This is a genomic window from Burkholderia ubonensis (assembly GCF_001718695.1).
Taxonomy (GTDB): Bacteria; Pseudomonadota; Gammaproteobacteria; order Burkholderiales; family Burkholderiaceae; genus Burkholderia; species Burkholderia ubonensis_B.
Window position 1 is genome coordinate 1,157,885 of record NZ_CP013422.1, and the last position, 25,785, is coordinate 1,183,669.

General features: G+C 67.6%; 20 protein-coding genes and 1 riboswitch. Of the genes, 13 read left to right on the top strand and 7 right to left on the bottom strand.

Translation table 11 applies throughout. The features are described 5' to 3' along the window. Positions 1-245: 245 nt before the first annotated feature. A complete protein-coding gene (locus tag WJ35_RS24925) occupies positions 246-1,691 on the top strand; it encodes a sialidase family protein (protein WP_060234249.1) in 1,446 nt (481 codons plus the stop codon). A gap of 67 nt (positions 1,692-1,758) precedes the next feature. On the opposite strand, the gene adhP is transcribed toward WJ35_RS24925, so the two are convergent. Continuing rightward, positions 1,759-2,787: an alcohol dehydrogenase AdhP gene (gene adhP, locus WJ35_RS24930; protein ID WP_069240238.1), complete on the bottom strand. Its 1,029-nt coding sequence runs from the start codon at positions 2,785-2,787 to the stop codon at positions 1,759-1,761. Positions 2,788-3,261: 474 nt separating this feature from the next. On the opposite strand from adhP, the gene WJ35_RS24935 reads away from it, so the two are divergent. The 5 genes from WJ35_RS24935 (at position 3,262) to WJ35_RS24945 (ending at position 9,864) form a co-directional block, all read left to right on the top strand. Continuing rightward, a complete protein-coding gene (locus tag WJ35_RS24935; RefSeq protein WP_069240239.1) occupies positions 3,262-5,283 on the top strand; it encodes a TonB-dependent receptor in 2,022 nt (673 codons plus the stop codon). A gap of 219 nt (positions 5,284-5,502) precedes the next feature. Continuing rightward, positions 5,503-5,664: a hypothetical protein gene (locus tag WJ35_RS31600; protein WP_155121973.1), complete on the top strand. Its 162-nt coding sequence runs from the start codon at positions 5,503-5,505 to the stop codon at positions 5,662-5,664. Between the two features lie 6 nt (positions 5,665-5,670). Further along, a complete protein-coding gene (locus tag WJ35_RS31605) occupies positions 5,671-5,973 on the top strand; it encodes a hypothetical protein (RefSeq protein WP_124260086.1) in 303 nt (100 codons plus the stop codon). Positions 5,974-6,117: 144 nt separating this feature from the next. After that, complete coding sequence (otsA, locus tag WJ35_RS24940) at positions 6,118-7,524, top strand: alpha,alpha-trehalose-phosphate synthase (UDP-forming) (RefSeq protein ID WP_069240240.1); 1,407 nt, start codon at positions 6,118-6,120, stop codon at positions 7,522-7,524. A 675-nt stretch (positions 7,525-8,199) separates the two neighbouring features. After that, a complete protein-coding gene (locus WJ35_RS24945; RefSeq protein ID WP_069240241.1) occupies positions 8,200-9,864 on the top strand; it encodes an acid phosphatase in 1,665 nt (554 codons plus the stop codon). Between the two features lie 107 nt (positions 9,865-9,971). On the opposite strand, the gene WJ35_RS24950 is transcribed toward WJ35_RS24945, so the two are convergent. Beyond that, positions 9,972-11,837, bottom strand: a complete 1,866-nt coding sequence (locus WJ35_RS24950) for a phosphoenolpyruvate carboxykinase (GTP) (protein ID WP_069240242.1) — start codon at positions 11,835-11,837, stop codon at positions 9,972-9,974. 683 nt (positions 11,838-12,520) lie between these two features. Further along, positions 12,521-14,107, bottom strand: coding sequence for an isocitrate lyase (locus WJ35_RS24955; protein WP_010094051.1), 1,587 nt, complete (start codon positions 14,105-14,107; stop codon positions 12,521-12,523). A 396-nt stretch (positions 14,108-14,503) separates the two neighbouring features. On the opposite strand from WJ35_RS24955, the gene WJ35_RS24960 reads away from it, so the two are divergent. The 4 genes from WJ35_RS24960 (at position 14,504) to WJ35_RS24975 (ending at position 19,261) form a co-directional block, all read left to right on the top strand. Then, positions 14,504-15,025, top strand: coding sequence for a YbaK/prolyl-tRNA synthetase associated domain-containing protein (locus WJ35_RS24960; protein ID WP_011882281.1), 522 nt, complete (start codon positions 14,504-14,506; stop codon positions 15,023-15,025). Further along, positions 15,022-15,660: a helix-turn-helix transcriptional regulator gene (locus tag WJ35_RS24965; protein WP_069240243.1), complete on the top strand. Its 639-nt coding sequence runs from the start codon at positions 15,022-15,024 to the stop codon at positions 15,658-15,660. The genes WJ35_RS24960 and WJ35_RS24965 overlap by 4 nt, the downstream gene beginning before the upstream one ends. A 45-nt stretch (positions 15,661-15,705) precedes the next feature. Next, positions 15,706-16,683, top strand: a complete 978-nt coding sequence (locus WJ35_RS24970) for a threo-3-hydroxy-L-aspartate ammonia-lyase (RefSeq protein WP_069240244.1) — start codon at positions 15,706-15,708, stop codon at positions 16,681-16,683. 246 nt (positions 16,684-16,929) lie between these two features. Then, positions 16,930-17,123, top strand: a riboswitch (cobalamin riboswitch). A 209-nt stretch (positions 17,124-17,332) separates the two neighbouring features. Next, a complete protein-coding gene (locus WJ35_RS24975; RefSeq protein WP_059991578.1) occupies positions 17,333-19,261 on the top strand; it encodes a TonB-dependent receptor domain-containing protein in 1,929 nt (642 codons plus the stop codon). 80 nt (positions 19,262-19,341) lie between these two features. Here WJ35_RS24975 and WJ35_RS24980 read toward each other — a convergent pair whose 3' ends face one another. After that, entirely contained in the window at positions 19,342-19,980 is a 639-nt protein-coding gene (locus tag WJ35_RS24980; protein WP_011882285.1) for a LysE family translocator, read from the bottom strand. Positions 19,981-20,095: 115 nt separating this feature from the next. Between WJ35_RS24980 and WJ35_RS24985 the strand changes: the two genes are divergently transcribed. After that, positions 20,096-20,560 (top strand): Lrp/AsnC family transcriptional regulator, encoded by a 465-nt coding sequence (locus WJ35_RS24985; RefSeq protein ID WP_034195093.1) that lies wholly within the window; start codon positions 20,096-20,098, stop codon positions 20,558-20,560. 148 nt (positions 20,561-20,708) lie between these two features. Here the strand turns inward: WJ35_RS24985 and WJ35_RS24990 are convergent, their stop codons facing one another. Together WJ35_RS24990 and WJ35_RS24995 are read right to left on the bottom strand one after the other, a co-directional pair. Then, positions 20,709-21,500 carry a DUF2182 domain-containing protein gene (locus WJ35_RS24990; RefSeq protein ID WP_069240245.1) on the bottom strand — a complete coding sequence of 264 codons (792 nt, stop codon included), beginning with the start codon at positions 21,498-21,500 and terminating at the stop codon, positions 20,709-20,711. After that, a complete protein-coding gene (locus WJ35_RS24995; protein WP_069240246.1) occupies positions 21,497-22,141 on the bottom strand; it encodes a DUF1326 domain-containing protein in 645 nt (214 codons plus the stop codon). Before WJ35_RS24995 ends, WJ35_RS24990 begins: the two co-directional genes overlap by 4 nt. Positions 22,142-22,419: 278 nt before the next feature. Between WJ35_RS24995 and WJ35_RS25000 the strand changes: the two genes are divergently transcribed. Beyond that, on the top strand, positions 22,420-23,583 hold the full coding sequence (locus tag WJ35_RS25000) for an MFS transporter (RefSeq protein WP_059738459.1): 1,164 nt from the start codon (positions 22,420-22,422) through the stop codon (positions 23,581-23,583). 20 nt (positions 23,584-23,603) lie between these two features. On the opposite strand, the gene WJ35_RS25005 is transcribed toward WJ35_RS25000, so the two are convergent. Continuing rightward, complete coding sequence (locus WJ35_RS25005) at positions 23,604-23,852, bottom strand: hypothetical protein (RefSeq protein ID WP_059738457.1); 249 nt, start codon at positions 23,850-23,852, stop codon at positions 23,604-23,606. Between the two features lie 395 nt (positions 23,853-24,247). Between WJ35_RS25005 and WJ35_RS25010 the strand changes: the two genes are divergently transcribed. Continuing rightward, complete coding sequence (locus tag WJ35_RS25010; RefSeq protein ID WP_069240247.1) at positions 24,248-25,636, top strand: MFS transporter; 1,389 nt, start codon at positions 24,248-24,250, stop codon at positions 25,634-25,636. Positions 25,637-25,785: the final 149 nt, after the last annotated feature.

The window sequence follows — 25,785 nt, forward strand, 5'->3', positions numbered from 1 at the left end:
CGTCGAATGAGACGCACAGCGGCCGCGACAGCAACAAGAATCACAAGGAGTCTTGACCGATGCGCTGGCGGAACCCAGCGAAGGCGGATTGCGATGGCAGAAGCGGCGTACTGTCCGGCACGCACCGGCGCGAGATCCGAAGCGTCGACGCGCTGCGTTGAAGTCCAGGCGCACGCCCCGCGCGACGACGCGCGAGGCCGCAGCCTGTCAGGCCACTGCTTCCGCACGTCAACGAGGAGCAGTCCATGCGACGCATTACCCTGCCTCACCCGCTCGTTACCCGGCTGACCATTGCAGCCGCGCTCGCGTTCACGGCCGCCGCGCACGCGGAGCCCGTGCGCGTGTCCGGCCCGAGCCCGTTCGCCGCCTGCACGGCCGGCGGCCCCGGCACCGTGTACGTGAATGCCGAAGTCGAGCCGTGGCTCGCGGTCAATCCGGCCCGTCCGACCAACATGATCGGCGTCTGGCAGCAGGACCGCTGGTCGAACGGCGGCGCGCACGGCCTCGTCGCGGGCTACACGTTCGACGGCGGCGCGACCTGGGCGCGGACGCCGCAGCCGTTCAGCGCGTGCGCGCCGGGCGGGCTGCCCTACGAGCGCGCGTCCGATCCGTGGGTGTCGTTCGGTCCGGACGGCACCGCGTACTCGGTATCGATCTCGTTCAACCAGTCGAACAACAGCAACGCGGTCGGGGCGTCCGTGTCGACCGACGGCGGCCAGACGTGGAGCAGCCCGGCGCTGCTGATCGCCGACAACGAGCCGACGACGCAGTTCTTCAACGACAAGGAATCGGTGACCGCGAACCCGGTGAAGGCCGGCACCGCGTACGCGGTGTGGGATCGTCTCGAGCTGCCGAACGGCAATCCGTACGCGAACCTGCACACGCAGGCATTCCGCGGGCCGACGCTGTTCTCGAAGACGGTCGACGGCGGCAAGACGTGGAGCAAGGCGCGGGTCATCGTCCATGTGCCGTCGCGGCAGCAGACGATCGGCAACCAGATCGTCGTCGATCCGAAGAGCGGCACGCTCTACAACTTCTTCAACCTGATCCAGCCGCCGTTCAGCAAGGCCGCCGGCAAGGTCGCGTTCATCAAGTCGACCGACGACGGCGCGACGTGGACGCAGCCGCAGGTGATCGCCGGGTTGCAGACGGTCGGCGTGACCGATCCGAATACCGGCGAGCCGGTGCGCACCGGCGACATCATTCCCGAGCCCGCGATCGACCCGGCGTCGGGGCAGCTCTACGTGGTCTGGCAGGACAGCCGCTTCAACGGCGGCCACTACGACGAGATCGCGCTGTCGACGTCGACCGACGGCGGCGCGACCTGGAGCGCGCCGCTGCAGGTCAACACACCGACCGGCCGCGCGGCGTTCAACCCGTCGGTGCGCGTCAACGAAACAGGCGCGGTGATGGTCACCCACTACGACTTTCGCGACCTGCCGGCCGGCGATACGACGACGCTGCCGACCGGCTTCTGGCGCAAGATCTCGCTTGACGGCGGCCGCACGTTCGTCGCCGAGCGGCGCGTCGGCGGGCCGTTCGACCTGAAGGTCGCGCCGAATGCGGAGGGCTTCTTCATCGGCGACTACCAGGGCCTCGACGTGGGGCCGTCGTCGTCGTTCCATCCGTTCTTCGTGCAGACCAACTCCGGCAATCTCGCGAACCGCACGGACGTGTTCTTCGCGCCGTGATGCGCACGTAAGCGCAGCGCAGCCGCGACGTTTCGCGCGTCGCGGCTGCGCATCCGACGCTGGCGCGTCAATGCATGTCGGTCAGCACGACGCGGCCGTCGATCTTCCCTTCGCGCAAACGGGTGAAGATGTCGTTGATGTTGCCGAGCCGCTCGCGGTGGATGTGCGCGCGCACGAGTCCGTCCGCCGCGAAGTCGAGCGACTCCTGCAGGTCGCGCCGCGTGCCGACGATCGAGCCGCGCACCGTGATGCCGTTCAGCACGGTCGAGAAGATCGGCAGCGGGAAATCGCCCGGCGGCAGCCCGTTCAACGCGACCGTGCCGCCACGCCGCACCATCCCGAGCGCCTGCGCGAACGCGCTTCTCGACACCGCCGTGACGAGCACGCCGTGCGCGCCGCCGATTTCCTTCTGGAGAACCGCGGCCGGATCGGCGCTCGACGCGTCGACGGCCAGCTCCGCGCCGAGCTGCTTCGCGAGCGCGAGCTTGTCCGGCGCGATGTCGATCGCCGCGACGTGCAGCCCCATCGCGCGCGCATACTGCACGGCGACGTGCCCGAGGCCGCCGATTCCGGAGATCGCGATCCATTGGCCGGGGCGCGTATCGGTGACGCGAATCCCCTTGTAGACCGTCACGCCCGCGCACAGGATCGGCGCGATTTCGTCGAACGCGACCTGCGCCGGCAGGTGGCCGACGTAGTCCGGATCGGCGAGCACGTATTCCGCATAGCTGCCGTTCACCGAATAGCCGGTGTTCTGCTGCCCGTGGCACAGCGTCTCCCAGCCCGAGTAGCAGTGCTCGCAATGCCCGCAGGCCGTATACAGCCACGGCACGCCGACCCGGTCGCCCTCGCGCACGTGCGTGACGCCCGCGCCGACCGCCGCGACCACGCCCACCCCTTCGTGGCCCGGAATGAACGGCAGCGACGGCTTGACGGGCCAGTCGCCGTCGGCCGCATGCAGGTCGGTATGGCAGACGCCGGACGCCTTGATGTTGACGAGGATCTGGCCCGGGCCCGGCGTCGGCACCGGCACTTCCTCGATGCGCAACGGTTCGCCGAAGGCATGCACTACGGCGGCTTTCATGGTCTGCGTCATGCCCTGCTCCTGTCTGGTCGATGACCGGGCCAGTATCCGGGCTCGAGACCGCAACGACTTGATACGTATCAACGCTACGGGAAACGCACGCGATTGCGGCCGGTTCGCAGCGCGCCGTCGTGTGCAGCGCGGCCGTGCGCACGCTCGCAGCACCGCCTCGGGCCGTTGGCCGGCGTCGCCGATGAAGCGGTACGTCGGCGCATGGGCGGCATCGTCCCGGTTTTAATCAGAAATGATATAACGTATCATCTTCGATGCTTGTCCGTCGTCATGGTGCGTTATCGACACGGCCGGGCGCCGCCGGATCGGATCCGCAGCGGGTCGGTGCGCGTGCACGATGCAACAATATATCGTTTCGATGTGTGCTCGCCGGGCTGACATTCCGATCCGATTTCTACACAACTTCCAATGTCTTCACCGATCATGCGCGACCTTCGCCGTCTACCGCTTCGCCGGCTTCAGCCCGTCTCTCTGATGCTGTTCGCCGCCGTCACGCCCGCCCATGCGGCCGACCCGCCTGCCACGTCGCCGCCCGCGCCGCTCGCGCCGATCTTCGTGACCGCGAACCCGCTCGGCGACACCGACCCGATCGCCGCCACCACGCAGTTGAGCGGCGACGCGCTGACGCGCCGTCAGGCCGATTCGCTCGGCGAGACGCTGAACGGCCTGCCCGGCGTATCGACGACGACCTACGGCCCGATGGTCGGCCGCCCGATCATCCGCGGCATGGACGGCGACCGGATCCGTCTGCTGCAGAACGGCGTCGCCGCCTACGACGCGTCGTCGCTGTCGTTCGACCACGCGGTGCCGCAGGACCCGCTGACGATCGAGCGCGTCGAGATCGTGCGCGGCCCGGCCGCGCTGCTGTACGGCGGCAACGCGGTCGGCGGCGTCGTCAACACGATCGACAACCGCATCCCGCGCGACGCGATCGAAGGCGTGACGGGCGCAGTCGATGCGCGCTACGGCGGCGCGAACGCGGTGCGCGCGGGCGCCGCGCAGGTCGAGGGCGGCAATGGCCGCTTCGCGTTCCACGTCGATGCGTTCGATCGCGAGACGAGCAAGCTGCGAATTCCCGGCTACGCGCGCAGCGACGCACAGCGCGCGCTCGACGGCCCGGACCGGCCGCAGCCGTACGGCAGCGTGCCGAACAGCGACGGACGCGCGCACGGCGGCTCGGTCGGCGCGTCGTACACGTGGGCGGACGGCTTCACCGGGCTGTCGTACAGCGGCTACGAATCGAACTACGGCTCGGTCGCCGCAGACGACGTGCGCCTGAAGATGCGCCAGGAGCGCCTCGCGCTCGCGTCCGAAGTGCGCAACCTGAGCGGGCCGTTCTCGCAGTTGAAGTTCGATTTCGCATACACCGACTACCGGCACAAGGAGGTCGACCATGGCGAAACCGCGACGATGTTCCGCAATCGCGGCTACGAGGCGCGCATCGAGGCCCGCCACCGCAAGATCGGCCCATTCGAGGGGGCGCTCGGCGTGCAGTTCGGCCAGAACCGCTTCTCGGCACTCGGCGACGAAACGCTCGTGCCGAGCACGCGCACGACGAGCGTCGCGCTGTTCGGGCTCGAGGAGTGGAAGGTGTCGGACGCGCTGAAGCTGAGCGTCGGCGGCCGCTACGAGCACGTCAAGCTGCAGCCCGACCCGGCCGGCGCCGAGAAATTCGCCGGCGCGCAGCCGCGCGACGTCAACGCGGGCAGCGTGTCCGCCGGCGCGCTGTTCTCGCTGACGCCGGTGTGGTCGGTCGCGGCGAACGTCGCGTACACCGAGCGCGCACCGACGTTCTACGAGCTGTATTCGAACGGTCCGCACGACGCGACCGGCCAGTTCCTGATCGGCAACCCGAACGCGTCGAAGGAAAAGGCGGTGTCGACCGACCTGTCGCTGCGCTACGCGAGCGGACCGAACCGCGGCAGCGTCGGCGTGTTCTACAACCGCTTCTCGAACTACCTGACCGAGTTCAATACGGGCCGCATCGTCGACAGCGACGGCGACCCGATCGCGCCGGGCACGGACGGCGCACTGTCCGAGGCAGTCTATCGCGGCGTGCGCGCGGAGTTCTACGGCGTCGAGCTCGACGGCAAGTGGCGTGCGTTCGCGCGGCGCGGCCACACGGTCGACCTCGAGCTGACCGCCGACTATACGCATGCGCGCAACGTCGACACCGGCCAGCCGCTGCCGCGCATCGCGCCGCTGCGCACGACGCTCGCGGCCGACTACGGCTACGGGCCGTTCGGCGCGCGCGCGCAGGTCACGCACGCATGGGCGCAGCATCGCGTGCCGGACAACGACCTGCCGACCGCCGGCTACACGTCGCTCGGCGTGATGCTGACCTACAAGTTCCGCGTCGGCGCGACGCGCTGGCTCGCGTATCTGCGCGGCGACAACCTGACGAACCAGGACATCCGCTACGCGAGCTCGGTGGTGCGCGACTTCGCGCCGGAAGGCGGCCGCAGCGTGATGGCAGGCTTGCGGACGACGTTCTGACGTTCTGACGTTCTGACGTTCTGACGTTCTGACTGCCGACCGGTCCGCGACGCAGGTCGCGGGCCGGTCGGCGGCGGGAAACTGCGCGTTCGCGCGTCTCGCGCACTGAGTGCGTGGTCACGAGGTCCGGACGCACACCACCGACAGCGGGCTCACGCTGACCGAAGTCCGACAGGCGCACCAGCATCCGCAGGATCAACTCGCCAGCTGAAGGACACGATGGCGAGCGCGGCTGACACGACCGATCGCGCACGTGAACGCGTCGCCGAGATCGTGTGGAGCGCGGCCGACTACGAATCCGTCGAGCGCGACATCGTCGAACTCGCGCACGGGCCGGCAAGCAAGCAAGCCGAAGCGAGCGCCGATATCGACGACTTCTGAAGACAGTTGCTCGCGCAACTTGTTCGCGCGGAAGATGCAGATGCAACCTGCACGTACGAGCGCGGGATCGTGATCGCGCAGGCGTGCATCGACCGCTACGCAACCGAGTACAACTTGGCACCGGCCATCGGCTCAATCGCGGTCGCGATTCAGCGACGCACGAACAGCGCTTGCGCGTTTTTATCGGCTCGATGCGCAATTTTTATTCCCGAAGATCCGATACGGCACACGACGCGTATTGCGACCGCGCGCCATTCCGTTCAACCCGGACGCGCACTTTTAAATCAGGCGAATGACGAGTATGCTTAAAAAGCACTCCACGTTCGGACGGCGAATCGCAGCCCCTGATTCCCTGCCGATCGTACCGCGGCCCCATCGCGCCTCGCGTCGGTGGCGGCGTCCGCCTCGCGCCCTGGCCGCACGAACCTTCCCCAACCATTCGCAGGAGAGCTGGTGAGCCGTCTCGTCGTCGTTTCCAATCGCATCGCAGATCCACGTAAAGCCGCTGCAGGCGGCCTCGCCGTCGCCGTGCGCGACAGCCTGCAGGAAACGGGCGGCGTATGGTTCGGCTGGAGCGGCAGGTTGCGCGGCGAGGACGACCATCCGGGCCGCGGCGACGACGTGCAGATCCAGAACGTCGGCGGCATTCAGCTCGCGACGATCGACCTCGATCCGCAAGACTACGACGCGTACTACCTCGGCTATTCGAACAACGTGCTGTGGCCGGTGTTTCACTACCGGCTCGACCTCGCGCAATTCGACCGACGTTTCGCGGACGGCTATCGCCGCGTCAACCAGCTCTTTGCGCGCAAGCTCTACCCGCTGCTGCGCGCCGACGATGTCGTGTGGGTGCACGACTATCAGCTGATTCCGCTCGCGGCCGAGTTGCGCGCGATCGGCTGCACGAACCCGATCGGCTTCTTCCTGCACATTCCGATGCCGCCGCCGCCGATCATGGCGGCGATCCCGGAGCACGAATGGCTGATGCGCTCGCTGTTCGCGTACGACCTCGTCGGCTTCCAGACGGAAAGCGACCTGCTGCACTTCGAGCACTACGTCGAGGCGGAAGCCGGCGCGGCGCGCCTGCCGGACGGCCGGCTGCGCGCCTTCGGCCGCACGTTGTCGGCGGGCGCGTTTCCGATCGGCATCAACGTCGACGAGTTCGCGTCGCTCGCGGGCGACCGCGACGGCATCGCGATGTTCGAACGGATGCGCGACGAGTATTCGCGTCGCCAACTGCTCGTCGGCGTCGACCGCCTCGATTACACGAAGGGCCTGCCGCAGCGCGTGCACGCGTTCCGACAACTGCTCGAGCAGTATCCGGAGAACCGCAATCGCGCGACGCTGATCCAGATCGCCGCGCCGAGCCGCGAGGACCTCGGCGCCTACGACGACCTGCGGCGCGAAATGGACAGCCTGTGCGGCGCGATCAACGGCGACTACGGCGAGCTCGAATGGATGCCGATGCGCTACATCCATCGCACGGTCGCGCGCCGGCGGCTGCCGGGCCTCTATCGCGCGAGCCGCGTCGCACTCGTCACGCCGCTGCGCGACGGGATGAATCTCGTCGCGAAGGAATTCCTCGCCGCGCAGGACAACACCGATCCGGGCGTGCTCGTGCTGTCGCGCTTCGCGGGCGCGGCCGAGCAACTGAAGGAAGCGCTGCTCGTCAATCCGTACGACACGCAAGGCACCGCGCAGGCGATCCAGCGCGCGCTCACGATGCCGATCGACGAGCGCCGGCAGCGCCACGCGGCGCTGATGGCGACCGTGCGCAAGTATGACGTGCACTGGTGGCGCACGCGCTTTCTCGACGCGCTGACCGAAGCGGCCGAAGTTGCGGCGGCGGCTGCGTCCTGATTTGCGTTCGCGGGTACGCCGTTATGCGACGTGGGTAGCGCATGCGCTTTCTTGATACGCCGACCGAAGCGATCGAAGTCTATGCGGCCGCTGCGTCCTGACTGACGATCGCGGGCGAGGTGCGATTGCGCATCGCATCGCATCGCATCGCATCGCATCGCATCGCATCGCATCGTTCGCGCGCGACAGCACCGACGCCGCGAACGTTCCGCCGTGATCCGCAATTCTGCGTAGTCCGGTCCTGTCGAAGGCGTTTCTTCAGATCGTATCGATCAGTCGCATCGCGCATCCGGCCGCGCACGCGTGCGCGCCATTCGCAAAACGCGAGCAGCCACGCAGACAAAAATGCCACCGCGCCCGCATCTCGCCACGTCGCTCAATCGGATGAATGACGCAGCGCACCACAAGCGGATGTTGCTCGCACGAACCGCCCTGCCACCCCACCACCCTCGATTCCCGCCCCCGCGCCCATCGTCGCGCATAGCTCCGACAAATCCCTTTCATCGCCCCAGCCGACCGCGCTATAGTCGCGTGCATGACATTTTCGTGACAGCGCGAAGCTTACCGCCGTGAGCCCGCACGACGCCGGCTCTCGTGCACCTGCGCGCGCGCCAGCACGCACCACCCAGCGCGCCCCACATCGAACGACCATCGCCCATCCGAGGAGCACACGACGTGAACGACACCCCCGCCCGGCCCGACGACCTTCCCGACGATCCCGACCGCCGCCGCATGCTCGGCGGCATCGCCGCGCTCGGTGCGGGCGTCGCGCTAGGCGGCTGCGAGATCACGTCGGGACGTGCGCCGCGCACGGCCGCCGACCTGCAGCTCGACGAAACACTGCGCCGACACGTGCGCAACATCGTCGTGATCTACGCGGAAAACCGCAGCTTCGCGAACCTGTACGGCGATTTCCCCGGCGTGCAGCATCCGCTCGCCGCGGTGCCGCCCGCGCAGGCGCGCCAGCTCGACCGCGACGGCAAGACCCCGCTGCCGGTCCTGCCGAAGATCTGGGGCGGCCTCGTGCCGCAGGCGCAGGAAGTCGACGGCACGCGCTACATGATCGCCGAGCAGGACATCCAGAAGCTGCCGAACGCGCCGTTCCTGATCCGCGACGCGCACGGCAAGCCGCTGCCGAACAGCGTGATCACGCGCGACCTGTGGCACCGCTTCTACCAGAACCAGATGCAGATCAACGCGGGCCGCAACGACCAGTTCGCCGCGTGGGCCGATTCCGGCGGCCTCGTGATGGGGCATTACCGCAATTCGGCCGACACGCTGCGGCTGTGGAATCTCGCGCAGCAGTACACGCTGTGCGACAACTTCTTCATGGCTGCGTTCGGCGGCTCGTGGCTCAACCACATGTACCTGATCGGCGCGCAGCCGCCGCTGTATCCGGATGCGCACAAGCATCCACAGGCGGCGAAGCTGCTGTCGGCGGTCGAAGGCGACGACCCGGCCGGCACGCGCCTGAAGCTGGCCGCCGATTCGCCGGCGTCCGCGCTCGACGGCCCGCCGAAGTTCGCGCGCGACGGCGCGCTGACGCCCGACGGCTACGGCGTGAACACGATGGCGCCGCCGTACCAGCCGAGCTACGTGCCGCCGCCCGCGGGCGGCAACGCCGCGTACGCCGATCCGGACGACCATCGCGTGCTGCCGCCGCAGGGCTACGCGACGATCGGAGACCGCCTGTCGGACAAGGGCATCGACTGGGCGTGGTACAGCGGCGCATGGCAATACGCCCTCGAGCACCGCGACACCGGCGACGTGCCCGACTTCCAGTATCACCACCAGCCGTTCAACTACTTCGTCAAGTACGCGCCGGGCACCGAAGCGCGCCGCCGGCATCTGCGCGACGCGGGCCTCGGCGACGAGCCGTCGACCAACCGCCTGCTCGCGGACATCGATGCGGGCCGCCTGCCCGCGGTCACGTTCTACAAGCCGCAGGGCAACCTGAACATGCATGCGGGCTACGCGGACATCGCGTCGGGCGACCGGCACATCGCGACCGTGATCGAGCACATCCGGCGCGGCCCGCAGTGGGCGAACACGGTGATCATCATGACGCACGACGAGAACGGCGGCTGGTGGGACCCGGTCGCGCCGCCGCTCGGCGACCGCTGGGGGCCGGGCTCGCGGATTCCGGCGCTGGTGATCGCGCCGTTCGCGAAGAAGGGCTACGTCGACCATACGCTGTACGACACGAACTCGATCCTGCGCTTCATCAGCCGGGTGCACGGGCTCGCGCCGCTCGATGGCGTGGTCGCGCGCAACCAGGCGTTCGCCGCGCGCGGCCAGACGCCGCCGGGGGATCTGACGAACGCGCTCGATCTCGGCTGACGCGCGTGCGCTGACCGCGCGCGCAAAAAATCCCGCGTCGGCACCGGTGGCCGACGCGGGACCTTGTCCGCGATTGCGCCGGACGGGCCGGCGCGACGCGCGATGCGTTACGCGCCGATGCGCTGTTCGATCCGCTTCATCGTATCGAGCAGCGCGGCCGGCAGGCGGAGCTTCAGCTTGTCGAACAGCTCCGCATGCAGCTTCAATTCGTCGCGCCACTCGGTGGTATTCATCGACGTGACCGTGTCGAACTGCGCGCGCGTGAAGTCCAGTCCGTCCCAGTGCAGGTCGTCGTAGGCCGGCGACACGCCGAATGCATGCTCGGCGCCGCCGCCTTGCCCTTCGAGACGATCGAGCATCCATTTCAGCACGCGCATGTTCTCGCCGAAACCCGGCCACACGAATGTGCCGTCCTCGCCCTTGCGGAACCAGTTCACGCAGTAGATCTTCGGCAGCGTCGCGCCGCTCGCGGCGAGCCGTTCGCCCAGCATCAGCCAGTGGCCGAAATAATCGCTCATGTTATAGCCGCAGAACGGCAGCATCGCGAACGGATCGCGCCGCACGATGCCCTGCTGGCCGGCCGCCGCCGCGGTCGTCTCCGAACCCATCGTCGCGGCCATGTACACGCCTTCGATCCAGTCGCGCGCCTCGGTGACGAGCGGCACGGTCGTCGAGCGGCGGCCGCCGAAGATGAACGCATCGATCGGCACGCCGGCCGGGTCCTCCCAGTCCGCGTCGATCGACGGGCATTGCGCGGCCGGCGCCGTGAAGCGCGAGTTCGGATGCGCGGCCTTGCGGCCGGTTTCCTTGGCCGTTTCCGGCGTCCACGGGTTGCCTTGCCAGTCGGTCAGCTTCGCGGGCGGCGTGTCGGTCAGCCCCTCCCACCACACGTCGCCGTCTTCGGTCAGCGCGACGTTCGTGAAGATCACGTTTTCCTTCAGCGTCGAGATCGCGTTCGGGTTGGTCTTCACGCCGGTGCCCGGCGCGACGCCGAAGAAGCCGGCCTCGGGATTGATCGCGTAAAGCCGGCCGTCGCGGCCGGGTTTGATCCACGCGATGTCGTCGCCGATCGTCGTGACCTGCCAGCCGTCGAAGCCCTTCGGCGGAATCAGCATCGCGAAGTTGGTCTTGCCGCAGGCCGACGGGAACGCGGCCGCGACGTGATACTTCTTGCCGGCCGGCGACGTCACGCCGAGGATCAGCATGTGCTCGGCGAGCCAGCCCTGGTCGCGGCCCATCGTCGACGCGATGCGCAGCGCGAAGCACTTCTTGCCGAGCAGCGCGTTGCCGCCGTAGCCGGAGCCGAAGCTCCAGATCTCGCGCGTTTCCGGGAAGTGCACGATGTACTTGACCGGGTTGCACGGCCACGGCACGTCTTTCTGGCCCGCCTCGAGCGGATGGCCCACGCTGTGCACGCACGGCACGTACTCGCCATCCTCGCCGAGCACGTCGTACACGTCGCGGCCCATGCGCGTCATGATCCGCATGTTCACCGCGACGTACGGGCTGTCGGACAGCTCGACGCCGACGTGCGCGATCGGCGAGCCGAGCGGGCCCATCGAGAACGGCACGACGTACAGCGTGCGGCCGCGCATCGCGCCGCGGAACAGCCCGTCGAGCGTCGCGCGCATTTCGTCGGGCGGGGTCCAGTTGTTGGTCGGTCCGGCGTCGTCGCGCGACGCGCTGCAGATGAACGTGCGGTCTTCGACCCGCGCGACGTCCGACGGATCGGACTGCGCAAGAAACGAGTTGGGACGCTTCGCGGGATTGAGCCGCTTGAGCGTCCCCTGTTCGACCATCGCGTTGCACAGTGCGTCGTACTCGGCTTGCGAGCCGTCGCACCACACGACACGTTCGGGTTCGGTGAGCTCCGCGATGCGCGTCACCCATTCGATCAGCTTGCGATGTTTGACGAATGCCGGAGGAGCGATCAGCGGGCCGTGCGTCGCTTCGGCCAATGAGTTTTGCGACATCGGGGTGTCTCCAGATTATTGGACGGGGATACAGGATGCGGGGCGAGCCCGCGAGATCGGGATTGCGGTGGGCGTGCAGACTGAAGCGACACGCATCGCGGCATCGACGCGCGAGCGGAGCGCGCGTCGATGCCGCGATGCGGGCGAGAGTATGTGAACTATCTGAACGATCGCGTGAGTGTACGAACGCGAGTTTCGCCATGCATGCAACCTGACGTACAACTACATGATGGCCAGCATACCATCGCCGATATTGCGCGGGCGTTGCGTTGCAACAAGAAACAACCGTGACGATGGGTCGGGCATGTCGCTTGCGGACGGGTTGTTTTACTGGTTCGCTGCATGCTCCGCGCGGACGAAACGGCCCGGCGCTTTGCAGTGCAAGGGTTGCGCGCCAGCGGCAATTTTGGTCGGCGCCTCGCGTGGCCCACGTACGCAAGCGCACGTTGCGCGGATCCGTGTTTTCGCTACTCAGGCAAACCCTGAATTAGGTTGCGTACACAAACATCTGTTGCGAGCGCGCTGCCTACGCACCGCTCAAAACCGCGCTTTCTGCAATTCGGGCGAACACGTGCGACGGCCGCTACGACGGTGAGCTGCGACTGCCTCACGACCGAGCGCGACTGAAAAAAAACGCCAACCCGTGAACAACGGGTTGGCGTCGTGTGCCGCGGCTATGACGATTACGAGAACTGGTTCATGGTGTTGTCCTTACCCGCCGCCTTCAGCGCCGCTTCGCCGCTGAAGTATTCCTTGTGGTCGTCGCCGATGTCCGAGCCGGACATGTTCTGGTGCTTGACGCACGCGATGCCCTGACGGATTTCCTTGCGCTGCACGCCGGCCACATAACCCAGCATGCCCTGGTCGCCGAAGTATTCCTTCGCCAGGTTGTCGGTCGACAGCGCGGCGGTGTGGTACGTCGGCAGCGTGATCAGGTGGTGGAAGATGCCCGCTTCGCGCGACGCGTCGGCCTGGAACGTGCGGATCTTCTCGTCGGCGAGCTTCGCCAGTTCGGAATCGTCGTATTCCACGCTCATCAGTTGCGCGCGGTCGTATGCCGACACATCCTTGCCCGCGGCCTTCATCGCGTCATACGCCTGCTGGCGGAAATTCAGCGTCCAGTTGAACGACGGGCTGTTGTTGTACACCAGCTTGGCGTTCGGGATGACCTTGCGAATCTCGCTGACCATGCCGCCGATCTGCGCGATATGCGGCTTTTCGGTTTCGATCCACAGCAGGTCGGCGCCGTTTTGCAGCGACGTGATGCAATCCAGCACGCAGCGCGCTTCGCCCGTGCCGGCGCGGAACTGGAACAGGTTGCTGGGCAGGCGCTTCGGACGCAGCAGCTTGCCGTCGCGCTTGATGACGACGTCACCGTTGCCCAGTTGGTCGGCCGACAGCTCTTCGCAATCGAGGAAGGCGTTGTATTGGTCGCCCAGGTCGCCCGGCGCGTTGGTCACGGCGATCTGCTTGGTCAGGCCGGCGCCCAGCGAGTCGGTACGGGCCACGATGATGCCGTCGTCCACGCCCAGCTCCAGGAACGCGTAGCGGATCGCGCGAATCTTGGCCAGGAAGTCCTCGTGCGGCACGGTGACCTTGCCGTCCTGGTGGCCGCACTGCTTCTCGTCGGACACCTGGTTTTCGATCTGGATGCAGCATGCACCCGCTTCGATGAACTGCTTGGCCAGCAGGTACGTGGCTTCCGCGTTGCCGAAACCCGCGTCGATGTCGGCGATGATCGGCACGACGTGGGTGACGTGGTTGTCGATCTTTTCCTGGATGGCGGCCTTCGCGGCAGGGCCAACGGCTGCGTCCAGCTCGCGGAACAGGCCGCCCAGTTCACGGGCGTCGGCCTGGCGCAGGAACGTGTACAGCTCGCGGATCAGCGCGCTGACGGAGGTCTTTTCGTGCATCGACTGGTCCGGCAGCGGGCCGAACTCGGAGCGCAGCGCGGCCACCATCCAGCCGGACAGGTAAAGGTAGCGGCGCTCGGTGCTGTTGAAGTGCTTCTTGATGGAGATCATCTTCTGCTGGCCGATGAAGCCGTGCCAGCAACCCAGCGACTGGGTGTACTTCGACGGGTCGGCATCGTAGGCGGCCATGTCGGCGCGCATGATCTTGGCGGTGTACCTGGCGATGTCCAGACCCGTCTTGAACTTGTTCTGGGCACGCATGCGAGCGGCGTACTCGGGATTGATCGCATCCCACGCGCTGCCGTGGGTCTCTTTCAAGCCAGCAACTGCCTTGATGTCGTCTTGATACTGGGCCATGTCTATCTCCTGGAAACGAAGCGCATTTGAGTAAAGGGTTCAGCGTGCCCGCTTCGTCTGTCGAAGCGAACTGCATGGACTTAATAGTACCGCTGCACGGCGCGCTTTCGGCCAACTCTTATATAAGACATAAGATATAAATTTCTGTTAATTTTCAATGAGATAGGTCCGAGTTTTTGCGATGCAAAACACTTTTTCAAGGCACGGAAAGACAGGCGGCACGAAAGCGCCCACGCCATTTCGCAACATGAAATGGCCTTTCGGTACACGGTGCGCGCGCCTTGCCTGCCGTGCGCCCAACGCCCTTTTCTGTCTGCGGCGCGACAAAACGTCTATACTTGGATGATTCATCTATTTCGACCGCGCTACGCGCGCACTCTTACGGCCTGCCACGACATGACCGAATACCCCGTCTTCAACGGGCTGTGCGAGCTGCTGACCAGCAACGGTGCGCGGTTCCGCGTGCTCGAGCACCCCGCAGAGGGCAAATCCGACGTGATCGCCGCGATTCGCGGCACGCGTCCCGAACAGGGCGCGAAGGCGATGCTCTGCACGTTCAAGGATGGCGGCGATGCGACCGCGCTGGCAGTGATCCCCGGTCATCTGAAGATCGACTTCCGCAAGGTCGCCGACGCGCTCGGCCGTCGCAAGGCGACGCTGGCGCCGCCGGAGCGCGCGGCCGCCGTCACCGGCTGCGTGATGGGCGCCGTGCCGCCGTTCGTGTTTGACGCGAGCGTGACGCTCGTCGTCGATCCGGCGCTGGTCGAACGCAACGACGCGATCGCGTTCAACGCCGGACGCCTCGACCGCTCGATCGTGCTCGACGCGTCCGATTACGTGCGGATCGCCCGACCGCTGCTCGCCGACATCACGCGTCCCGAGACCACCGACGCACCTGCGCTCGAAGCCGCGCGATGAACCGTTCCCGCCCGACGCCGCAGCTGGAACAGGCATCGCTGATCGAACAGGTGCTGCGCATCGCCGAAGGGCTCGGCGCGATGTTCGCGCCGTTCACCGAGGTCGTCGTGCACGACCTGCGCTCGCCGAAGCATGCGATTCTCGCCATCCACAACAACCTGTCCGGGCGCGAGGTTGGTGACCCCGCGACGGAACTCGGCCTCGCCCGCATCGCGGACGACAGCTACCCGCAAGTGCTCGCGAACTATGCGAATCGGTTCAGCGACGGGCGCCAGGCCAAGAGCACGTCGATCGGCATCAAGGATTCGAGCGGCCATTACGTGGCCGCGCTGTGCCTGAACGCGGACGTCACGCTGTTCCGCGGCTTCCAGGGGATGCTGAACCAGTTCTGCAGCGTCGAAGGCGCGCCGGTCGCCGACACGCTCGATCCGGCCGGCGCCGACGCGATCCGGCAGCGCATCGATGCGTTCGCGACGCGTCTCGCGTCCACGCCGCGCGAACTGAAGACCGACCAGCGGCGCGAGCTGATGCAGATGCTGAAGGCAGACGGCTTTCTCGAGGTGCGCCGCGCGATGGAAATCGTCGCGCAACACCTGGGCGTCTCGCGCGCGACCGTGTACAACGATGCAAAATGACGGGCACGCCCGCCCCGATGATCGCCCTATCGACGAGAGCCACCGATGACCAATCCGACCCTTCCCACCTACGACGACGTCGCGGCCGCCGCCGCGCGCCTGCAGGGCCACGCGCACCGCACGCCCGTGATGACGTCGAGCACGCTCGACGACGCGCTCGGCGCGCAAGTGTTCTTCAAGTGCGAGAATTTTCAGCGCATGGGCGCCTTCAAGTTTCGGGGCGCCTTCAACGCGCTGTCGCGCTTCGACGCCACGCAGCGCCGCAACGGCGTCGTCACCTTCTCGTCGGGTAACCACGCGCAGGCGATCGCGCTGTCGGCGCGCATGCTCGGCATCCCGGCAACGATCGTGATGCCGCAGGACGCGCCGGCCGCGAAGATGGCCGCCACGCGCGGCTACGGCGGCAACGTCGTGACCTACGACCGCTATACGGAAGACCGCGAGCAGATCGGCCGCGAGCTGGCGGAGAAGCACGGGCTCACGCTGATTCCGCCTTACGACCACCCGGACGTGCTCGCCGGACAAGGGACTGCCGCGAAGGAGCTGTTCGACGAAGTGGGCGCGCTCGATGCGCTGTTCGTCCCGATGGGCGGCGGCGGGCTGCTCTCCGGCACCGCGCTCGCGACGCGTGCGCTGTCGCCGCAAGCGAAGCTGTACGGCGTCGAGCCCGAAGCCGGCAACGACGGCCAGCAATCGTTCCGCAGCGGCGCGATCGTGCACATCGACACGCCGCGCACGATCGCCGACGGCGCGCAGACGCAGCATCTGGGCAACCTGACGTTCCAGATCCTGCGGCGCGACGTCGACGACATCCTGACAGCGACCGACGCCGAACTGGTCGACAGCATGCGGTTCTTCGCAACCCGGATGAAGCTCATCGTCGAGCCGACCGGCTGCCTGTCGCTCGCGGCCGCACGCAAGATGAAGGACGAACTCGCGGGCAAGCGCGTCGGTATCATCATCAGCGGCGGCAATATCGACCTCGCGAACTTCGCCGCACTGGTTTCCAGTCCCGCCGCATGAAATCGCCGGGGGCGCGCGCCGGCGGCTGCGGCGCGCGCTCCCGGCGCAACACCCCACCGCCTCGTTCGAACGACGAGGACGCGCGCGTTCCAGCCTCATATCGCCCCGCCACGGCCAGCCGCTTTCGTCAGATGTGAAATACGCTCCGTTGCGCCCGCGACACGCCATCCGCGAGCATTCGACGCGCGGTGACGTTTTTTCGCACCCCTGCGCGATTCGACGATTGACGTGCCGGCGTGCTCGCCCTTACGCTTGCGCACCGATGGTTCCCGGAGACGGGATCAAAAGGGAACGCAGCAGAGGCCGAGCCTCCAATCTGCGGCTGCCCCCGCAACTGTAAGCGGCGAATCCGCGCCACCACGCGCCACTGGGAAACCGGGAAGGCCGGCGCGGATGACGACCCGCAAGCCAGGAGACCTGCCATCGACCCGAGGTCCAGCAGCCGCACCGGGCGGGGTGTCCCGATGCGCCGGCACCGCCGTTGGCGGTCGCCCCGTTGCATGGACGGCCCCGACCTCTGAACGCTTCGCATGTTCATTCTTACCGCCCTCGCTTCCGCGCCGGAAGCATCGCGCCGCTGCACCGCCTGCGTGCGCGGCGCCGGCTCGCGCGCACGCCGCATCTGCAACACGACCACGCTCGCCGCATCATGAATCTTCGCCACCTTCTCGCCACGTCCGCCGCATCGGCGCTGCTCTGCCCGCTCGCGCACGCGGCCGGCGACACGGCGCCTGCCGAAGCGTCGCCGCCCGCGGCCGGCACGGAGCTGCCGACCATCGCCGTGACCGACACGCGGCGCCTGCCCGAGTCGTTCGACCAGCGCTATGCGACGACGCAGGTGCTCACGCGCGCCGACCTCGAGCGGCTGTCGCCCAGCGAGCCGAGCATCACGCAGGCGCTCGCGACGCTGCCCGGTGTGACGGTGTCGTCCAACGGCGGCCCCGGCTCGTCCGCGTCGGTCAGCATCCGCGGCTCGTCGGCGAGCCAGGTCGCGGTGTTCATCGACGGCATCCCGATCGGCTCGCCGACCACCGGCATCGCGCCGTGGGCTGACCTGCCGACCGAAGCGTTCGAGCGCGTCGAGGTGATCTCCGGGCCGGCCGCCGCGTCGTTCGGCGCGAACGCGATGGGCGGCGTCGTGCAGCTGTTCACGCGCCGCGCCGCGGGTCAGCCGAACCAGACGAGCGTGTCGTTCGGCGGCGGCTCGAACAAGACCTTCGATACGCAGCTGCGCACGTCCGGCACCGTGCCGTCCACCGGCCCGCTCGCCGCGCTCGGCGGCCTCACCTACTCGCTCGGCCTGCACGACTACAACACCGCCGGCATCGACGCCACGCAGCCAGTGCTGCCGTACCACGAGGCCGGACGCAATCCGTATCACGCGCAGGATCTCGATGCGCGTCTCGGCTATGCACGCGGCAACTGGTCGGTCTCGACGTTCGCGCTGTATCACCGCTCCGACCTGTCCTACGACAACGCAGGCTTCGCGAATCGCCAACTCGACCATCAGCTGACGACCGGCGTCGCGTTCCATCTCGACATCACGCGCGACACGCAGTTCGCGCAGTCGTTCGGTTATGCGAGCGACCGGCAGTTCCTGTATGCGAACGATCCGACCATCCCGACCGACCAGATCGATTCGCAGCGCATCAGCGTGTCGACGTCGCTCACGCATCAGGAGCACGGCTTCCGGCTGTTCGGGCTGCCGCTGTCGGGCGAGACGAAGCTGGCCTACGACTTCACGCGCGAGCAGGCGTTCCTGCCTGCCGACCTGCCGGACGGCATACCGACGCGCAACGACTCGGCGTTTTCGCTGCATCAGTCGGCGACGCTCGGCAGCGTGACGATGTTCGTCGCGGGCCGGCACGAGATCATCATGGGCAAGGCGGTGAACACGGGTAACGTCGCGCTGTCGTGGGCGATCACGCCGGTGTATGCGGCGCGCGTCTCGTACGGCAATGCGTTCCGCCTGCCGTCGTTCAACGACCTGTACTACCCCGGTTACGGCAATCCGAACCTGAACCCCGAACGCAGCGATTCGGTCGAGGCGGCGCTCGATGCGAATACGGCATACGGCACGTTCAGCGCTGCGATTTACGACACGCGCGTCAACAACCTGATCGCGTACAACCCGGCGACGTTCTCGCCGATGAACATCGGCCGCGCGCATATCCGCGGCATCGACCTGTCGTACAAGGGGACGATCGGCCGGTCGACGCCGGTCAGCATCGCGGTGGGCATCCTGAATCCGCAGGACGTGACCAACGAAAGCTGGCTGAGCCGCCGGCCGCGCCAGACCTTCAGCGCGAGCGTCGACCACACGTGGGACGAATTGCGCCTGCATGCGTTGAGTACCGGCGCCACGCTTAGCTACGGCGGCACGACGTTCGACGACCCGGCCAACACGACCTATCTGCCGTCGTACCTGAGCGTGAACCTGCGCGCGTCGTACAAGGTCAACGCGCATCTGACGGTGTCGGCCACGTTGTCGAACCTGTTCGACCGCCAGTACATGACCGCCTACGGCTACAACACGTTGGGCCGCACTGCGTTCGGCAAGATCAGCTATACGTTCTGATCGCGCCGGGTACGGCACTGGCCCGCGCGGGCGGTGCCGCATCGAGTCCTCGTGCATACGCGGTCGCGCCGCGATGCGCGTCACGCCCCTGCGACGCCACGCACGCCTGCGATCAGCTGGATCGCGCCAAATCCCGCGATCACGACCGCGGACACGCGCGCGAGTGCGTACATGAGCGCCGGCGGCATCCTGGTGCGCAGCGCGGCGCTCGTGCCGCTCAGGCACAGCCACCACGCCGCCGAACCGACGAACACGCCGCCCACCATCATCGCGACCGTCGCGCGCATTCCGCTGTCGTGCGCGCCGGCCAGCGGGCCGAGCGCCGCGAAGATTCCGACGAACGACAGGATCGTCATCGGGTTGGACAGCGTCAGGCCGAAGGTCGTGACGAAATCGCGCAGCGCGGTCGTGCGCGGCAGTTCGGCGCGCGCGGCCGGCGCAGGCGCTCCCTGCCGCGCGATGGTCCAGGCCAGCCACATGAGAAACGCGCCGCCGCCGATCTTCAGCACGACGGTCAGCATCGGAAACGCGGTGACGACGCCGGCCACACCGAGCGCGCCGAGCAGTCCGTAGAGCGCGTCGGCGCATGCGGCGCCCAGGCCCGTCGCGAACCCCGCTTGAAAGCCCCGGCTCAGGCTGCGCTGGATGCACAGCATGCCGATCGGGCCGACCGGCAGCGCGATCGACAACCCGATCACGACGGACTTGATGAACAGCATGACCGGCTCCCGGCGATGTGTGATGACTGGAGAAAGCATCGTATGGAAAATCCGATCGCCGCTGAAGCCGGTTTTTAAGGAAAAATGGCGCTTTCACCTTAAAAACTCCGACGCGATGGACGAACTCGACTGGAAGCTGATCGCGCTGCTGCAGGCCAACGGCCGCATCAGCTATACGGAACTCGCGCGGCAGGTTCACCTGTCCGTGCCGGCGGTGACGGAGCGCGTGAAGCGTCTCGAGTCGACCGGTGTGATCGGCGGCTACACGGCGCGCATCGATCCGGCCGCCGCCGGCTATCCGGTCAGCGCGCTGATCGGCATCACCGTGCCGCAGCCGGCGAAGGCGAAATTCCTGAAGCTGCTGGAGACGATCCCCGAAGTGGTCGAGTGCCATCACGTGACCGGCGCCGACTCGTACGTGATGCGCTTCGTCGCGGTCAGCATGGCGCATCTCGAACAGTTGATCGAGCGCGTCAATCTGTATGGGGAAACGCGCACGTCGATCGTGATGTCGACGCCGTTGCCGGCGCGCGGGCTCGCGCGGCCGGCCGTCGCGAGCGATTTTCCGGCGAGGCGGTGAAGCGGTTTCGGCAGGCGTGGGGGAACGTGGGGGCAAGTCGCGCGATGTGAGCTGTGAGATGCGAGAGGCATCGCGCCCACAGCGGCCGCCCGTGCATCGGCGTTTCATCGCAACGCGCGCAGCGCGTCGCCAACGCCCGCCGCGCGCCTCACACCAGCAGCGTCGCGATCGCCCACCCGATCAACACCGCCCCGAGCGCGCGGCCGATGCGCTCGCCGCCGGGCAGGTTCTTCTCCACGAAGACGATGAGCGACAACGCGGCGATCCAGACGAGATTCATCACGCCGCCGACGAACAGAAGCGCCATCAGCAGCCAGCAGCAGCCGACGCAATACGCGCCGTGACGCATGCCGAGCACGAACACGCCCCACATCCCCGGCCGCCAGTGGGTCGCAAGAAAGCGTACGGGCGAGCGGCATTGCCGCAAGCACGCGCGCTTGAGCGGCGAGAACTGATACGCGCCGGCCAGCGCCAGCACGATCGCCGAGAGCGCGGCGCTCTTCGACCACAGCATCAGGCCGGAGATCAACCCGGCCGGCTGCAACAGCATCTGCAGCGTCGCCGCTGCGACCGAGAACGCGAACCACGCGGCGAGATAGCCGGCCAACAGGCACGCGGACGACCACGCCGAGCCGTCCCGCCGCCCGCCGCTTTGCCGCAGCACGCGCCGGTACAGCAGGATGAGCGGCGCAGCACCGGGCGTCATCATCGCGATCATCATCGTCCACCACATGACGATCACGGTCGCCAACGACGGGTCCATGCGGCCGATGCCGCCGGCCAGTCGATGCGGAAACAATGCGACCGCCGTCATGTCGAGCGCCGACATGCCCATTCCCGCGCCTGTCCACAGATAGCTCCAGCAGGCGGCGACGAGCGCGGCCATGCCGAGCAGCGTGACCACGCGCTCGCGCCCGAATAGCTCGTCGACCGGGATCATGCGCTGGCGCGATGCCGGACCACCCCGTGGTTGTTCAGATGCAGCCGCGCGAACTGCGCATAGCTGCGCTCGAGGTCCAGCGCGATGTTTCCGCGCGAACGGCTGGTGCCGGAGCCGATCTCGGCCAGTTCGTATTCGAAGCCGTGCGGCAGGTCGATCCGGGCGCGATGTTCGGCGCCCGTCACCGGATTGCGGATCGGTTCCCCGACGACGTCGAAAACGCCTTCGACATGAATCCGGCCGCGTCGGGCGTCAACGTCCACGTCGAAGTCGATCTTCGCGAAGATCGGATCGAACGCGTGCTCGAGCGTCGACGCGAATACCGAGAACATCGTGGCGAACGGTTCGGTGTCCTGCCCCGTCATGATTTTCAGAACGGCGTCGCGCTGCGCCGGGCTGGCCCGTTCGTCGACGATCGGCTGGCAGCGGCCGCGCCCTTCGTGAATCGGCCCCGGCCACTGAAATACGACCGCGATGCGCACGCCGTCGAGCCGCACGTCGCCGTAATGACCGCTGCCGATCGAAATCGCGCCCATCGCTTCGCAAAAGCCGTTGGTCGGCGGCGCGCTGAACTGGCAAGGGCAACCGTATGAGCAATTGCAGTTCATCAGTTCGGTGCCTTGAATTTCCCAGGGCGTCATGGCTCACCTCGCGCGGTCGACGGTACGTGATGCTTCGAATCTAGTGCACCGGATAGGCGAAAGCAAAGGACGCGCGAGCCGCACCGCAGCACCGGCCCGACGACGGACGCGCAGCGCGACACATACGTGCCCGGATGCGCCTCGGATACCTGCGCGCCATGTCCGACGAATGCCGACGCCCGGCTGCAACGTCGCGAATGCGGGCACCGCGCGGCGTTCCCGGTTCATACTGTCACGCTGTCGACGATCGTCCGACCGTCGCCGTCCAGGATGCCGTCATGCGCTTGCAAAGTGCGTTGCTGTTTCTCATCGGCACCCTGCTCACCGCGGGCGGCTACGGAGCGACCTTCCTGCTGTCGATGCGGTTTCACGAGATGGGCGGCAGCGATCTCGACACCGGCGCGGCGCTCGCCGCCGCGACCGTCGGCACCTTCGCCGGCCTCGCGGTAGTCGGCTGGTGTGCGCGCCTGCTCGGCGCCGCGCGGCTCGCCGCGCTGTGCGCGCTGTGCATCGGCGCGGGCGTCGCGGGCTTCGCGCTGGTCGGGCGTGCGCCGTACATCGATCTTCCGTCCGGGTTCCTGGTCGGCTTCGGCTGGGGCGCGTTTCACCTCGCCGCACCGATGATGCTGGTCGAGCGGATCGCCGGCGCGGCCCGAACCGAATGGTTCTTTCGGTCGGCGACGTTCCAGATGACCGGCGTCGGCGCAGCGCCGGCTTTCGCGGCATATGCAATGCGCGCACTCCACTGGTCGATCGACGACACGCTCTATGCGGTGGGCGCGCTGTGCGTGCTCGGCGCGCTGCTGCTCGAAGCATTCGGACGCCTGCATCCTCGGCCGCCCGCCGCCGTACGCGGCGGCCGTTGGGTACGCGAACTTCGCGCGATATCGCGCACGCGCGCTGCCGCGCCGATCGCGATGATCGCGCTCGGCACCTGCGTGTTCGCCGGCCTGATGACGTTCCAGATGTCGCTGATGCCGGACCCGCACGCGCGCGCCGGCACATTCTTCAGCGTTTATACGATGGCGGTGTTGACCGCGCGCTGGCTGCTCGGGCGTTGGGCCCGTCACGCAAACGCCGACACCGCGACGAAGAGCCTCCTCGCGATGATGCTGCTCGGTGCGCTCGCGATGTTCGGCGCATCCGCTCACCCGTCGCTCCAGTCGCTCGCCGCGGGGCTGCTCGGCGCGGGATATGGTCTTGCGTATCCGGTGATTCAGGCGCAGGCGCTGGAAGGATGCGCGGCCGAGCAACAGCACGGCGTGCTGACGTGGTTCGTCGCCGCGTACTTCGTCGGCACGTTCGGCTTTCCGTCGATCGGCGGCTGGGTGATGGTTCACGCGGGCAAAGGCGTGTTGCTGATGCTGATCTCGAGCTGCGCGCTCGCCGCGCTGTCGCTCGCGATTCTGCACGACCGGCCGGTCTCGGCGCGCCCGCAGTGAGCGGCCGGAGGACGCGCCGGTTAACCGGCTTTCCTCCGCGCGCGTGCGACGGCGAGCCACGCCATCGCCGCGCCGGCGGTCCATGCGCAGGTCAGCAGCAGGTCGACGTTCATCATCCGTTCGAAGTTCGAGTCGTTCTCGAAGCTGCAACGGCGGCTGCCAAGAAATTCGATGCAACCGCTGACAATCCACTGAACGTGCATGAACACGTGATAAATGGCGAAGGCCGAAGCGATGACGGCGACGCGCAGACGTAAGGTCGTTTTCATTCGGCGCCGGAGGCGGTGGCTGATCTGACGACGATCTTATGACAGCGGCGTCGCGGCTGGCAATCGATCGGAGACGGACGTCTCGATCCGCGTGCACCGCGGCCGTTCGCCATCGGCATATACCCCGAGACGATCTTCGCTCGAACGCGCGAGAACTCGGCAACGGTAATGGACGCGTGGCGCGACGCCCTCTCGCAGCATTGCCGGCAGCCGTGGAAATCGAAGTCGATGCACCGTTTCCCTGGCGCGCGATGCTGCCATGCAGCGACGTGCGGCGGGCACGCGGTTTGCCCGGGCGTGCACACCGTTTTCACGCGCTCCGCACCGGCCTGCTGACACCATGCTGGCAGCAGGCGGTCGCTACGCTCACGTGATTTCCCGTCGAGGAAGGCCCCATGCCCGATACCGGAAAACGCACCGCTGCTGCCGGCCGCGTTGCCACGCGCCGCGGCGTGACGCTCGTGACCCTGTGCATCGCCGTGCTGGTGGCGCAGGTCGATACGGCCGTCGTCAATCTCGCGACGCGCGCGATCGGCGCGTATTTCCACGCGGGCGTCGGCGCGCTGCAATGGGTCGTCGACAGCTACAACCTCACCTACGCGGTGCTGCTGTTGAGCGGCGGGCTGCTGGCCGACCTTTACGGTCGGCGGCGGATCTTCATCGCGGGCGCGGCGGTGTTTAGCGTCGCGTCGCTGTTGTGCGCGCTCGCACCGTCGGTCGCGGTGCTGATCGCCGCGCGTGCGCTGGCCGGCGTCGGCGCTGCGCTGCTGCTGCCGGCGTCGCTCGCGATCGTTCGCGTCGTGTGGCGCGGTCCGGTGGAGCGCGGCCGCGCGCTGGGCGTATGGGCCGCCTGCAACGGCGTGGCGATGGCGATCGGCCCGACCCTCGGCGGCGTGCTGATCCGACATTTCGGATGGCGCAGCATCTTCTTCGTGGTCGTGCCGCTGAGCGTCGCGGCGATTCTGCTCGCGATTCGCGCCGTGCCCGAGTCGTCGGATTCGCGCGGCCGGCACTTCGACGGCGGCGCGCAAGTGACGGGTGCGCTCGCGCTGGGCTCGCTCGCGTATGCGGCGATCGTGTTTCGCGATGCGCGGATCGGCAGCACGATCGCGGGCTGTGTCGCGATCGCGTCGTTCATCGGCTTCGTCGCGATCGAACGGCGCCACGGCGACGCCGCGCTGGTGCCGCTCGACCTGTTCCGCGCCGGTGCGTTTCGCGGCGCGATCGCCGCGACCACCGGAATGACGTTCGGCATGTACGGCGTACTGTTTCTGCTGCCGTTGATGTGGCAGAGCACCGGCCGCCTCGATTCGACCGGGGCCGGTCTCGCGCTGCTGCCGATGGCGCTGGTGTTCGTCGCCGTGTCGCCGTGCTCGGGGCGCTTGTCGGAACGCATCGGCACACGGACGACGACGGCAGGCGGCGTCGCGGTGATCGCATGCGGGCTCGCGGCGATCGGCGCGTCGGCCGCGTCGCCGCAGCTGCTCGGCGCCGAAATCGGCCTGGCGCTGACAGGGCTCGGGATGGGGATCGCGACAGGCCCGCTGATGACCGTCGCCGTGGGTGCGGTGGACGCGGCGCGCTCGGGCACCGCGAGTGCGCTCGTCAACGTCGCGCGGATGACCGGCGCGACGCTCGGGATCGCGGTGCTCGGCACGCTGTTCGCGGTCGCGCATGGCGGCGTCGCAGGCTTGCGCGTGGCGATGCTGGTCGGCGCCGCGGTGCAGCTTGCGGGCGCGGCCGGATCGGCAATTGCTGTGCGGGGTGTGGAGCGGGCGGCGTGATGCCGTGGAGCGCGTTACGGAGGGTCGCGGCGCCGCTATGGCGTGCAGCGCGACCGCGCATGCCGATGAGTGTACGGGGCGACGTCCGCGCGCGGAGCAGCGCGCGACCTGCGGCCCACTACGGCCCACATACGGCCACACGCGGGCAT